10 protein-coding genes are annotated in these 12,722 nt (G+C 69.0%); 7 read left to right on the top strand and 3 right to left on the bottom strand.

Going from position 1 to position 12,722, the window contains the following annotated elements:
* Positions 1–121 precede the first annotated feature (121 nt).
* Both DMH01_RS09240 and DMH01_RS09235 read right to left on the bottom strand, forming a co-directional pair.
* A complete protein-coding gene (locus DMH01_RS09240) occupies positions 122–2,482 on the bottom strand; it encodes a glycosyl hydrolase family 18 protein (protein ID WP_125675095.1) in 2,361 nt (786 codons plus the stop codon).
* A 178-nt stretch (positions 2,483–2,660) separates the two neighbouring features.
* A complete protein-coding gene (locus DMH01_RS09235) occupies positions 2,661–3,332 on the bottom strand; it encodes a VOC family protein (RefSeq protein WP_125675093.1) in 672 nt (223 codons plus the stop codon).
* 154 nt (positions 3,333–3,486) lie between these two features.
* Here DMH01_RS09235 and DMH01_RS09230 point away from each other — a divergent pair, with 154 nt between their 5' ends.
* Entirely contained in the window at positions 3,487–4,077 is a 591-nt protein-coding gene (locus tag DMH01_RS09230; RefSeq protein ID WP_125675091.1) for a hypothetical protein, read from the top strand.
* Positions 4,078–4,145: 68 nt separating this feature from the next.
* Here DMH01_RS09230 and DMH01_RS09225 read toward each other — a convergent pair whose 3' ends face one another.
* The gene (locus DMH01_RS09225; protein WP_125675089.1) at positions 4,146–6,224 is read right to left on the bottom strand and encodes a phosphocholine-specific phospholipase C; all 2,079 of its coding nucleotides are present in this window, start codon (positions 6,222–6,224) and stop codon (positions 4,146–4,148) included.
* A 94-nt stretch (positions 6,225–6,318) separates the two neighbouring features.
* Here DMH01_RS09225 and DMH01_RS42685 point away from each other — a divergent pair, with 94 nt between their 5' ends.
* The 6 genes from DMH01_RS42685 (at position 6,319) to mltG (ending at position 12,711) form a co-directional block, all read left to right on the top strand.
* Positions 6,319–6,825 (top strand): hypothetical protein, encoded by a 507-nt coding sequence (locus tag DMH01_RS42685; protein WP_158633200.1) that lies wholly within the window; start codon positions 6,319–6,321, stop codon positions 6,823–6,825.
* Between the two features lie 129 nt (positions 6,826–6,954).
* On the top strand, positions 6,955–7,353 hold the full coding sequence (locus DMH01_RS09215; RefSeq protein ID WP_007031187.1) for a DUF948 domain-containing protein: 399 nt from the start codon (positions 6,955–6,957) through the stop codon (positions 7,351–7,353).
* Positions 7,350–7,658, top strand: a complete 309-nt coding sequence (locus DMH01_RS09210; protein ID WP_016333063.1) for a hypothetical protein — start codon at positions 7,350–7,352, stop codon at positions 7,656–7,658. Before DMH01_RS09215 ends, DMH01_RS09210 begins: the two co-directional genes overlap by 4 nt.
* 100 nt (positions 7,659–7,758) lie before the next feature.
* The gene (gene alaS, locus DMH01_RS09205; protein ID WP_125675087.1) at positions 7,759–10,422 is read left to right on the top strand and encodes an alanine--tRNA ligase; all 2,664 of its coding nucleotides are present in this window, start codon (positions 7,759–7,761) and stop codon (positions 10,420–10,422) included.
* Positions 10,415–10,918: a Holliday junction resolvase RuvX gene (ruvX, locus tag DMH01_RS09200; protein ID WP_034318271.1), complete on the top strand. Its 504-nt coding sequence runs from the start codon at positions 10,415–10,417 to the stop codon at positions 10,916–10,918. Before alaS ends, ruvX begins: the two co-directional genes overlap by 8 nt.
* Positions 10,919–11,262: 344 nt before the next feature.
* Positions 11,263–12,711, top strand: coding sequence for an endolytic transglycosylase MltG (gene mltG / locus DMH01_RS09195; RefSeq protein WP_125675085.1), 1,449 nt, complete (start codon positions 11,263–11,265; stop codon positions 12,709–12,711).
* Positions 12,712–12,722 lie beyond the last annotated feature (11 nt).

Genomic DNA, 12,722 nt, shown 5'->3' with positions numbered 1-12,722 from the left:
TCGCAACGCCGGGCGCCGCTGAGTCCGCCTGCCCCTTCATGACACCTCGGACGCTAGGAACGGTCCTTTCCTTGCAAAATTTGCAAGGAAAGGACCGTTCCTAGCGCGCTGCCGGGCTCTGTCAGGCGGGGGTCCAGAGGGCAGGCACGTTCGGCGGCTCCCAGCCGGGCAGGGACCGGTGTCCCTGGCGGCACACGTACGCCGCGCCGTTGTGGGTCACCCGAGCACCGGTGGCGTAGTCGGTGTTCGGCTTCCAGGCGTCGGACGGCACCGTCGTGGTCGTCGTCGGACTGGTGGTGGTCGTCGGACCGGTCGTGGTGGTGGTCGTCGGACCGGTGGTGGTGGTCGTCGTCGGCGGGGCACCGCCGCCACGCGGGTGATCCGACGCGATCGCGTAGGTCGTCCCGCCGAAGGTGAACGTGAAGTTCGACGGCGAAGCGATCGGCATGTAGTAGTTCAGCCGGATCTCGACGGTGGCGCCCGGTGCGATGTTCTGCCAGGTCGGCACGGTCACCGCGACATGCTGGAAGTCTCCCTTCATCCCGCCGACGTTGGGCCCGCTGTGGCCCTTGCTCGTGACGGTCAGGCCGAAGCCGGATTGGTCGGACATGCTGCCGGGTGCGCTCGTGCCGTAGTCGAACTCGATCTTCGTCCCACCGGGGATGGTGGTGGTCGAATTGTTGGTGATGCGCATCCGCGGGGTGATCGGGTAGTTCGCGTCGCCCAGCGCGAAGCCGGTCAGGTTGACGTTCGCGTTCAGCACCGACGACGGCGCGGGACGCGGCGACTTGGCGTTGCCGTACGGGGCGGCGCCGCGCAGGCCGTCGTTGATCTTGGTGATCAGCGTGTCGCCCATGAAGTACTGGCCCTTGGCTTCGTCGAAGGCGTAGTCGCCGGCCAGTTCCCAGATCATGATGCCGCCGATGCCCTTGTCGGCCACGTACTTGGCCTTCGTGGCGAGCGATGCTTCGTCCTCAGTGGACAGGAACACCTTCTTGTCGTTGTTCCACAGCCACGGCGTCACCATCGTGTTGTCGTAATGCCTGTTGTAGGAGCCGGATATCCGGTCCGTCGGGTCGGTCTTCGGCGTCAGCCCGTACGCCTCCAGGTAGTCCGGGGTGATCTCGTTTTCGAGGTTCTTCGCGTGCCACATCGGGTTCGCGCCCGCGGGGACCTCGCCGCCGGCCAGGCCGAGGTCGTGCCAGAGGTTGTCGATGCCGATCGCGCCGTTGCCGCACGGCACCGTCGAGCCGACGTGGGATCCGGTGCCCGGTGGACATTGTTTCTGGTCCGGCAGTGGAGCCTTGCCCCACAACCCGTTCGTCCCGCCGGACACGCCTTGCCAGCCGCGGGTGTAGAACCCGACGCCGATGTTGATCCGGCCTGCCTGCATGGCGCCGCGGAAGTAGTGATACGCCCAGTCGGTGTTGAGATAGCCCTGCCCGTCGTACTGCGGTGTCGTGTACACCTGCCAGTGCGCGAGTTCCGCGTCGTTGCCGGAGTCGTAGAGCGCGGCGTTCGGCCCGACGAACTGGTTCCACGCGCCGTGCAGGTCGTAGCTCATCATGTTGGCGTAGTCGAGATACCGCGTGACGCCGTAGACCTCCTGGCCGCGCAGCAACCAGCCGGAAGCGGGCACGGCGGCGGTCAGCAGGTAGTGCTTGCCGTCGGCGGAGCCCGCCCGGTCGAGCTTCTCGCGCAGCGTGCGCATCAGGTTCTCGTAGCCCGCCCAGAGGGTGCCGCGGTTGGCCTGCGCGATCCAGTAGTCGTCCGGGTTGCCGGCGAAGTTCGCCGACGTCGCGTATTCGTAGTCGATGTCCGCGCCGTTGAAACCGTAGGTGCGCAGGAATTCCACGACGGAATCCGCGAAGACGTCGATACCCGCCTGGGTCTGCGTCATCTTGTAGAACCCGCCGGAGGCGTTGCGGGTGCCGTCGGGGTTCAGGAAGCCGCCGGTCTCGGCCCAGCCGCCGATCGAGATCAGCGACTTCACGTTCGGGTGCTGCTTCTTGTACTTGGTCAGCAGGTTGAAGTGTCCCTTGTAGGGCAACGACGGATCCATTTCGGCGCCGGGCACGCCCGGCCATTCCATGCCGATGGACTCGTTGGTCGCGCTCGGGGCGCCGACCGAGACCTTGTTCTGCGCGTCCACATGCGCGAACGCGTAGTTGAGGTGGGTGACCTTCGACCACGGGATGTTGTTGACCAGATAGGCCGGTGCGCCGTTCTTCCCGGTGCGCCAGCTGGTGAAGTAGCCGATCACGCGGCGGGAATGCCCTTCTCCCAGGGATTCGCGGCCCGCGGTGTCGTAGACGGTGCAGTAGGGGGTCTCGACGCCGGGTGTCCGGTACAGCCCGTCGGGACGGCAGTCCTCGTGGCCCGCCGCGCTCGACGTGGACGGGGTGACGACGACGATCATGAGTCCGGCCAGCGTGATGAGCGACGCCAGCAGGGGGAGTAGTTTCCTGGTTCTCCTTGGCACGCCGAACCTCCGACAGTGGAAGATGGCCCTCGGTTCCAGCAGCTTGAGCCGCTGACCTGCCGCGCGTCAATAGGTGTAGACCAATTTCCATCCGGTGCCGTACGGCGGAGCGGACCTGTGGTCCGTCAGGTCCGGCTTCGTCGGCGGTGGCCATATCCCTGGCCACATCCCGTGCGTGTTATGCCGCCGTTTCCCGCACCACGAAGGAAAACTCGTTCCCGTCGGGATCCGTCATGGCCACCTGTCCGTCGCCCGTGCCGAGGCGGGTCGCGCCGAGCGCGACGAGCCGCTCGACTTCCGGCAGGGCGCCGGACAGGACGAAACGCAGCCGGTTCGGTCCGGTCTTCGGGGTGAACGGCGGACCGCCCCAGGTGATCTTCGGGCCGCCGTGCGGCGACCGGATCGCGGTCTCCTGGTCCTGATCCCACACCAGCGGCCAGCCGAGCGCCTCGCTCCAGAAGTAGCCGGCCTCTTGCGAACCGTCGCACGCGACGGCGCCGACGAAACCGCAGCCGGCGAGGAAGTCGTTGCCCGGCTCGATGACGCAGAACTCGTTGCCCTCGGGGTCGGCGAGCACCACGTGCTTCTCCTCGGGGCGCTGGCCGATGTCGATATGCCGTCCGCCGAGTTCGAGCGCCCTGGCGACCGTCCGCTTCTGGTCGTCGAGGGACTCGCTCGTCAGGTCGAAATGCATCTGGTTCTGGCGGATCTTCGGTTCGTCCGCCGGCAGGAAGCGGAGCCGGAAACCGGTGTCGCCGTCGATTTCCCGGCCGAGGAGGCCCGTCCAGAAACGGGCGAGACGGCGCGGGTCGTGCGCGGCGAAACTGAGCGCGTGCAGGGTGACGGTCATAGGCGACGCTAGAAACGCCGGGGGCCCGCACGCAACCGAATAAGGCGCGTTCCCCCATGGAGTGGACCCGCTTCCATCCGGCGGGGGACGCCGCGGACCCGGGGCGGCTGTGATCGTTGAAACCGATCAAGCGAGCGGAACCCGAGGAGCACGTATGACCGTCCATCAAGCCACCGAGACCGGGCGACTGCGCGCCGCGTGGAACAGAGCACACACCCCGGTGCCCGGAGTTCCCCGGTGGGCCCGGATCGCCGCCTACGCCATCCCCTTCGTCGTGCTCCCGTCCGGCCTGTGGCGGATCATGACCGTCGTCTTCGACATCGGCGGCGACGGCCCGCACGGGGCGGGCCAGCTCCCGTCGTGGTTGCCGGGCCCGGTGTACGTCATCGCGTTGTCCATCGTCTCCGAGCTGATCGCCTTCACCGCCATCGGCCTGATCGCCGAGTGGGGAGAGGTCCTCCCGCGCTGGATTCCGCTGCTGGGCGGCCGCAAGGTACCGCCCCTCGCCGCCGTCGTGCCCGCCGCTCTCGGCGCCACGATCCTGACCGTGCTGTGGACGGCCGCCTACGCCACCGAGATGTCCGGGCTCACCCTCCAAGGCGATCCCCTCCCGGCCGACTACCCCGGGAACTCACTGCATGGCTGGCAACTCGCCTTCTTCGAACTCACCTATGCCCCGCTCCTGCTCTGGGGACCGCTGCTGGCGGCAGTCTGCTTCGCGTACTGGCGGCGGCGCCGGCCGTAGCAAGTACATGAAGGCCCCCTTCCTGTACCCAGGCGCAAGGAAGGGGGCCTTCATGTACTTCAGAACGATCAGCAGGAGACGCCGGTCCGCCCGTTCTCCACCCGCGCGGTGAGCGTCCGCAGGAACGACGGATCCCCGTCCGCGGTGACCTTCACGTCGTACCAGCCGCCCGAAACCGGCCAGTCCACCGTGACCGAACGCCCGGCCCCGACCCGCACGACGCGCGTGAACCGCGAAGACGACAGCCGCAGCGTCAGCGCCGAAGTGCCCGAGTTGGACAGCTTGAACTCCACGCCCGAGCGCCACGTGAGGAACCGCGTCCGGACATCGACACCCGCGGCGGCCCCGCGCCGGTTTCCGCGCAGTTCCCACCACGACCGGTTCGGCCCCTGGACGACGACGCGGTAGTCGTCACCGGCCAGCCGCACGAGTTCCGGTGCCTCGCCGCGGACGTCGCGGTGCGCGGGCTCGGCGAATTCGCCCTTGTACGGGTACAGCGCGAAATGCGCCGAAGACGAGCCGCTGTTGGCCAGCGAAAGCGCCAGGTTCCCCGACTTGTCCACCGCGCCGGACACCGAAACCTGGTACGGCAGCGGACGGGACGGCCGGTTGCCGGGCTCGGCCACGGGCAGGCTCTGCTCCGCCGGGGCGGACGGCCGCCAGCGGCTGATCGGCGCGGGCACCGGGCCGGGCTGGTTCACCCGAGGTTGACGCCCGGCGCGCGAGAAGTCGAAGGCGCCGGTGAGATCGCCCGCGACGGTCCGCCGCCACCTGCTGATGTTGGGCTCGGCGATCCCGGTCCAGCGTTCGAGGAACCGCAGGACCGAGGTGTGGTCGTACACGGTGGAGTCGACGTTGCCGCCGATCGACCACGGGGAGACGACCGTCATCGGCACGCGCGGGCCGAAACCGAGCGGCTGGCCGTTGAAGTGGTCCGCGTCGTCGGCCGCGTTCCCGGGCGGCATCGGCGGCGGGACGTGGTCGAAGTAGCCGTCGTTCTCGTCGAAATTGATCAGCAGCACCGTCTTGGACCACGTTTCGCGGTCGGACGCCAGCGCGTCGAGCACGCGGTAGATCAGGTTCGCGCTGCCGACCGGGGTGGACGCGCCGGGGTGCTCGGAGTCCTTCGCGGACGGCACCAGCCAGCTGACCGCGGGCAGGCGCCGCGCCTGGATGTCCGCCTTCAGCCGGGTCACCAGCGTCTCCGGCTCGCTGCGGTACATGGCCTTCTGGAACAGGTTCCGTTCGGCGGGCGTCAGTTTCGCGACCCCGGCGTCGAACTGCGCGAGCAGCTTGGTGCGCTCTTCCGGGGTCTTCTTGAGCAGGGTGTCGTAGAACTCTTCGGTGGTACGGAACTTCTCCTCGACCGAAGCGAGGATCTTCGTGCCGACCTTCTTGAACGGCACGAAGTACTCGACCGCGTTGTCGGTGAAGTTGTCCCATTCCTGGTAGATCTGCCACGGCACCCCGGCGGCTTCGAGGCGCTCCGGGTACGTCGTCCAGTCGTAGCCCTTGTGGTCGTAGGAGTAGGCCGCGTTCGTGACCGCGCGGTTCGTCGTGCTGCCCGGTTCGAACCCGGTGGTCCCGGTCCACAGGAAGTTCCGGTTCGGGTTGGTGGAGCCGAAGATCGAACAGTGGTAGGCGTCGCAGAGGGTGAAGGTGTCCGCGAGTTCGTACTGGAGCGCGATGTCGCGGCGCTCGTAGTAGGTCATCGTGGCGGGCGTCTTCGCCGCGATCCAGCCGTTGTTCCAGCCGCGCGCCCACGCCTTGCCGCTGCCGTTCCAGCTGTGGTCGAGGTCGCCGAGGTACTGGATGTCGTCCGGTTTCCGCCCGGCGAGTTCGGCCGCCTTGCGCACCGAGAACGGCAATACCGTGCCGCCCGCCGGATTCGGCTGCTCGAACACCGACGTCCCCGACGGAAGCTCGAGCGGATGCGTGTCGGAGAAGCCCCGGACGCCGCGCAGGCTGCCGTAGTAGTGGTCGAACGACCGGTTCTCCTGCATCAGCACGATCACGTGCTCGACGGCGTCGAGTCCGCCCCGTCGCATGGGTTCGGCCATGGCGGCGTGCACGGACGGCGGGAGCAGGGTGGTGGCGGCCGCGGCGCCGGTGGCGCCCAGCAACGTACGGCGAGACAGTTCAGGCATGCGGGAACCCTGTCCCAGGAAAATGAACGTCACAAGAACCGAACAGGTCGACTCGGCGTCGGTGACCGGAGTGGTCCGCCCGTACGATCCCAGGATGGCCGTGATTCCCGAGCATCACGACGAAAACGACGGTGGGGGAGATTCCGGTGGCCGTCGCCGCGGCGTCCGCCGGATCGCGATCGGTGCCGGCGCCGCCGCCGGTTACGGAGCTCTTCTCCTCGTCGCGTTCTCCGGCGTGCCGGATCTGCCCACCGCGCTGGGCCCCTGGCCACAAGTGACGGCCCAGCCGCCCACGACAGCGCCGTCCACTGCGCCGCCGCCCCCGACAACGCCGCCCGCGCCGCCGCCCACGACGACGGACGGGCCTCGAACGCCTTCGCCGCCGGAATCGCCGGAAACGCCGGAAACGCCCGAGCCGGTTCACGAAACTTCGCGCACGAGCGCCGAGCCTGCTCCAGTCCGGATCGCGGCCCCGCCCGACCCGCCGGACACCCGAGCCTCCGACGCCTCCCCGCCGACGGGCAGCGAACGCCGCAACAGCCACGCGCCCGACGACCCGCCCGGGAAGGCGAAGACCACGCCGCCCAAGAGCGGGCGCTGACGCCCGGTTCTCCCCGGTTCGTCGTGGGGCCACTGCGCTGAGTGACCGTCCGGTGGGGTGACACCGCTGAACGGGCGCCTGCGCGGTAACCTCACGGGCACCAAGACCGCAGACCCTTGAGGAGGGCCCGTGTCGGCAGGGCAGATCGCCGCGCTGATCGCCGCAGGAGCGTTCGTCGTACTCGTCGTGCTGCTGGCGATCGTGCTGTTCAAGCTCGGCCGGACCCTGGACGAGGCCACGATCGCCATCCGCAAGGCGCACGAGAACACCGACCCGCTGCTGATCGGCGCGAACGAGACGATCACGCACGTCAACACGCAGCTGGAGCGGGTCGACGGCATCACCGCGAACGCGCAGGCCGTGTCCGGCAACGTGTCCGCGCTGTCGTCGGTGTTCACCGCGACGCTCGGCGGTCCGCTGGTGAAGACGGCCGCGCTGTCCTACGGCCTCAGCAAGGCGATCAAGGCCCGCCGGAAGAAGGCGGAAGCGAAAGCCTCCCGTCCGGCGAAGAAGCGGGGCCGCAAATGAAGCGCCTGTTCTGGCTCGGCGTCGGCGTGGTCGCCGGAGTCGCCCTGTCACGCAAAGCGACGGAAACCGCTCGCCAGGCCACGCCGGCGGGGTTAGCCTCGAACCTGGGCGACGCCGTGCGGGAACTCGCGGGCGCCGTCGGTTCGTTCGGCGCGGAGGTCCGCGCCGGGATGAGCGAACGGGAACAGGAGCTGCACGACATGGTGTCCGAACGGACCGGCTTGAGCACGGCCCCCGTGACCGAGGGCAGGCACGCGGCGTCGTCGCGGCGCCCGGTCCGGCGAGCTCGCCGGGCGGAGGGCTGACCGGGTCGCCTCCGCGACCGGAAGAGCCCGAGCCCTCCGCCGTTCCCGCCTGTCCGCATTCCCAGCGCGTTCGCGCGAGCCCGTATACAAGGACGATCCCGTGGAAACACACGAAATCACGAAGCGTTTTCTGAGCCATTTCGAGAACAAGGGACACACGCGCGTCCCCAGCGCGCCGCTGATCCTCGACGACCCGAACCTGCTGTTCGTCAACGCCGGCATGGTCCAGTTCAAGCCGTACTTCCTCGGCGAGGCCCCGCCGCCGTACCCGCGCGCGACCAGCGTCCAGAAATGCGTCCGCACGCCGGACATCGACGAGGTCGGCAAGACCACGCGGCACAACACGTTCTTCCAGATGGCCGGGAACTTCTCCTTCGGCGACTACTTCAAGGAAGGCGCCATCGAGGCGGCCTGGGAGCTGATCACCAAGCCCCAGAGCGAAGGCGGCTACGGCCTCGACCCGGCCCGCATCTGGGCGACGGTCTACGAGGACGACGCCGAGGCGGCCGGCCTGTGGAAGAAGCTCACCGGTCTGCCCGGCGAGCGCATCCAGTCCCGTGACGGCAAGGACAACTACTGGGACATGGGCGTGCCCGGTCCCGGCGGCCCGTGCTCGGAGATCTACTACGACCGCGGCCCGGACTACGGCCGCGAGGGCGGCCCGGTCGCCGACGAAGACCGCTACATCGAGATCTGGAACCTCGTCTTCATGCAGGACGTGCGGGGCGACAAGAGCCCGAAGCACGGCCACAAGCCGATCGGCGAACTGCCGAAGAAGAACATCGACACCGGCATGGGGGTCGAGCGGGTCGCGACGATCCTGCAGGGCGTCGAGAACGTCTACGAGACCGACCTCGTCCGCCCGGTGATCGGCCGCGCCGAGGAGTTCTCCGGCCGTCGCTACGGCTCCGACCACACCGACGACGTCCGCTTCCGCGTCATCGCCGACCACGCCCGCACCGGTGTCCTGCTCATCGGCGACGGCGTCACGCCCGGCAACGACGGCCGCGGTTACGTGCTGCGCCGCCTGCTCCGCCGCATCATCCGCTCCGCGCGCCTGCTCGGCGTGCACGAGCCGGTGCTGCCCGCCTTCGCGGCGGTCGTCCGCGACACCATGGGCCCGACGTACCCCGAGCTGGTCTCCGGTTTCGACCGCATCGAGGACGTCGTGCGCGTCGAGGAGGAGGCCTTCCTCTCCACGCTCACCAGCGGCTCGCGCATCTTCGACATGGCGGCCGAGGAGACCAAGCGCGCCGGTGGTTCGCTGCTGGCCGGCGACAAGGCGTTCCAGCTGCACGACACCTACGGCTTCCCGATCGACCTGACGCTGGAGATGGCGTCCGAACAGGGCCTGTCCGTCGACGAAGAGGGCTTCCGCACGCTCATGAACGAGCAGCGGCAGCGCGCGAAGGCCGACGCGGCGTCGCGCAAGACCGGCCACGGCGACCTGTCCGAGTACCGCAAGGTGCTGGAGCGCACCGGTGAGACCGAGTTCCTCGGCTACACCGACCTGCAGGCCGAGGCGAAGGTCGTCGCGCTGCTGGAAGACGGCGTTCCGGTTTCCAGCGTCGGCGCGGGTAAGAAGGCGGAGCTGGTCCTGGACCGCACGCCGTTCTACGCCGAGAGCGGTGGCCAGGTCGCCGACACCGGTGTCCTGCTCGGCGACGGCGTCGAGCTCAAGGTCCACGACGTGCAGAAGATCGTGCCGGGCCTGTTCGTGCACCGCGTCGAGGTGACCGAGGGCGAGGTCGGCATCGGCAGCACGCTGACCGGTTCGGTCGACCAGCACCGCCGCCTGTCGATCGAGCGGTCGCACTCCGCGACGCACCTGGTGCACGCCGCCGTGCGCGGCGCGTACGGCAAGCGCGCGGCGCAGGCCGGTTCGCTGAACTCGCCGGGCCGCATGCGCTTCGACTTCACCACCTCCGGTGGCGTGTCGGCCGACGTGCTGACCGAGGTCGAGGAGGAGGTCAACGACTACCTCCAGACCAACGTCGAGGTGAACACCTTCGTCACCACGAAGGACAAGGCCCTCGAACTGGGCGCGGTCGCGCTGTTCGGCGAGAAGTACGGCAACGACGTCCGCGTCGTCGACATGGGCGAGTACTCCCGCGAACTCTGCGGTGGCACCCACGTCGACCGCATCGGCCAGCTCGGCCTGGTGAAGCTGGTGGGCGACTCGTCCATCGGTTCCGGCGTGCACCGCGTCGAGGCGCTCGTCGGCACGGACGCGCTCAAGTACGTCCGCAAGGAGCAGCTGCTCGTCTCGCAGCTCGCGAACACCTTCAAGGTGCCGTCGGAGCAGCTGCCGTCGCGTATCGACGACGTGCTCACCCGGCTCAAGAACGCCGAGAAGGAGATCGAGCAGCTGCGCACCCAGCAGGTGCTCGGTTCGGCCGGCTCGCTCGCCGACAAGGCCGAGGACATCGGCGGCGTCGCGGTCGTCGCGGAGAAGCTGGGCGAGGGCGTCGACTCGAACGGTCTGCGCGCGCTGGCTTCGGACATCCGCGGCAGGCTCGGCAACCGTCCCGGCATCGTCGCGCTGTTCGCCCCGCAAGGCGAGAAGGTCGCCTTCGTCGTCGCCACCACGAAGGCGGCGCAGGAGAAGGGCATCGCGGCGGGCAAGCTCGTCCCGTCGTTCGCCGAGGCGATCGGCGGCCGTGGCGGCGGCAAGCCGGACATGGCACAGGGCGGGGGCACCAACCCGGCCGGGGCCGAGCAGGCCATCGCCTCCCTGCGCGCGGCGGTCGCCCAAGTTGGCTGACGACGCCCCCCAGCGGCGCCCGGATCGGCCAGGAGAGTCCGATCCGGGACGTGGCAGGCGGCTTGGCGTGGATGTCGGATCCGTCCGGGTCGGGGTCGCCTTGAGCGATCCCGACCCCATCCTCGCGAGCCCTCTCGTTACCCTCACTCGCGACGCGGCGGGCGACAAGGACGTCGACCTGCTCGTCGGACTCGTCACGGAACACGACGTGGTCGAGGTCGTCGTCGGCTTGCCGAGGACGCTCAAGGACCGTCATGGCCCGGCGGCCGAAGCGGCGCTGGACTATGCCGAAAAGGTCGCCGCCAGGATCGCGCCGGTGCCGGTGCGACTGGCCGACGAGCGGTTGACCACGGTGACGGCATCCAGGATGCTGTCGCAGCGTGGGGTGAAGGGACGTAAGCAACGTGCCGTCGTCGATCAGGCGGCCGCGGTCGAGATCCTGCAGGCGTGGATCGACGCGGTAGCGGCACATCGCGCACGGAAGGGCGATACATGACCGAGCCCCACGGCCGGCCCGAGCGCCGTCAGGGCGGTAGACGACGGTTGCGGGAGCCTGAGGAGGCCAGCCCGCCACCGGTCCCGCCGCGTCGACGGCCCGAACCTCAGCCGACGGGACGACGGCACGTCCGGCAGGAACCGCCCGAGCCGCCCGTCCGGCGTCCGGCGGAAGAACCGCCGCGTGCCCGCCGGTCGCCGGAAGAGCCACCGCCGCGTGCCCGGCGCGCCGCCGAAGAGCCGCTGCGCCCGGCTCCGCCGAGGCGGGCACCGGAACCCGCGATCCCGCCACCGCCCCCCGCGCCGCAGCGGCGGTCCCCCCAGCCGGGTGACCGGGGTCTTGGCATGCCCGCTCATGCCCAGGACGAAGCACCCCGCCCCGGCCGCCGCAGGCGCCGCGAGGACGACGGCCCGCTCCCGGACGAGCGGCCGACCGACATCCTCCCCGCGATCCAGGAAGCGCCGATCGCGCGGCGTCCCGGCGCGCACCCCGCTTCGCCGCCCGAGGGCAGCGAAGAGGAGTACAACGAGATCTTCGGCGACGACGACCCGTACGACGACTATGACGAGTACGACGACTACGAAGATTACGAGGACTTCGAAGACGAAGACCGGGCTGAGCCGGAACGCATCGAGGACGAGCGTCCGGAGCGGCAGGGGCCGCCGCCCAAGAAGCGCAAGAAGAAGCGCGCAGTGGGCTGGATCGCCGCGCTGACCGTACTCGTCCTGCTCGCCGGTGGCGCCTACTACGGCTTCACCGAGATCTTCGGTTACGACGACTACGAAGGCGCCGGCGAGAGCGATGTCCTCGTCCAGGTGGAGAAGGGCGACTCGACGTCGGCCATCGGCAACCGGTTGCAGGCGGCCGGGGTCGTCGCCAGCGGCAAGGCGTTCGTGAAGGCGGGCGAGGACAACACCGCCGTCTCGCGGCTCCAGCAGGGCTACTACGTCATGAAGACGAAGATGTCCGGTGCCAGCGCGGTCGAGAAGATGATCGCGCCCGCGTCGAAGGTCGGCCAGGTCGAGATCCGGCCGTACACCCAGTTCCACGACATCACCCAGCCCGACGGCAAGGTGACGCCGGGGGTGTATTCGTTGCTGTCCAAGGCTTCCTGTGCCGACATGAACGGCACGAGCACCTGCATCCCGGTCGAGGAACTCCGCAAGACGATCGAGACCGCGGATCTGGCGAAGCTGGGCGTCCCGTCGTGGGCGGTCGAGTCCGCCACGAACGCCGAGCACAAGGACCGGCGGCTCGAAGGGCTGATCGCCCCGGGCATCTACAACGTCAAGCCCGGCTGGACGGCCGAAGAGCTGCTGACGTTCGTCGTCAAGACCTCGGCGGAGCGCATCCTGAACGCCGGGCTGAGCGATCAATCGAAGGGGGAGGGCAAAACCCCCTACGAGACGCTCATCATCGCGTCGATCATCGAACGCGAGGCGGTGAAGGCCGACTTCGGGAAGATCTCGCGGGTCATCTACAACCGGCTCGACAAGAAGATGCGGCTCGAGATGGACTCGACGATCAACTACGTCCTCGACCGGCCGACCCTGCTCACCAAACCCGAGGAACGCGAAAAAGCGGGCGCGTACAACACGTACAAGTCCGTCGGCCTGACTCCGACGCCGATCGCGGTGCCCAGCGCGGAGGCGATCCAGGCCGCGCTGAAGCCGACCGCCGGCGAGTGGCTGTTCTTCGTCAAATGCGAGAAGAATGGGCTCTCCTGCTTCGCGGTGACGTTCGACGACCACCGGAAGAACCGAGACGACGCGGTGAGGCGCGGTGTCATCTAGCCGCAAGGCCG

The organism is Amycolatopsis sp. WAC 04182, from assembly GCF_003947465.1.
GTDB lineage: Bacteria > Actinomycetota > Actinomycetes > Mycobacteriales > Pseudonocardiaceae > Amycolatopsis.
Note: the sequence above shows the minus strand (reverse complement) of the source record. Positions and strands in the feature narration are given on the sequence as shown.

Coding starts and splice junctions, on each gene's coding strand:
- DMH01_RS42685 (WP_158633200.1), top strand. CDS start 6,319: ATGGCCGTGATTCCCGAGCATCACGACGAAAACGACGGTGGGGGAGAT.
- DMH01_RS09235 (WP_125675093.1), bottom strand. CDS start 3,332: ATGACCGTCACCCTGCACGCGCTCAGTTTCGCCGCGCACGACCCGCGC.
- DMH01_RS09225 (WP_125675089.1), bottom strand. CDS start 6,224: ATGCCTGAACTGTCTCGCCGTACGTTGCTGGGCGCCACCGGCGCCGCG.
- DMH01_RS09230 (WP_125675091.1), top strand. CDS start 3,487: ATGACCGTCCATCAAGCCACCGAGACCGGGCGACTGCGCGCCGCGTGG.
- DMH01_RS09210 (WP_016333063.1), top strand. CDS start 7,350: ATGAAGCGCCTGTTCTGGCTCGGCGTCGGCGTGGTCGCCGGAGTCGCC.
- mltG (WP_125675085.1), top strand. CDS start 11,263: ATGCCCGCTCATGCCCAGGACGAAGCACCCCGCCCCGGCCGCCGCAGG.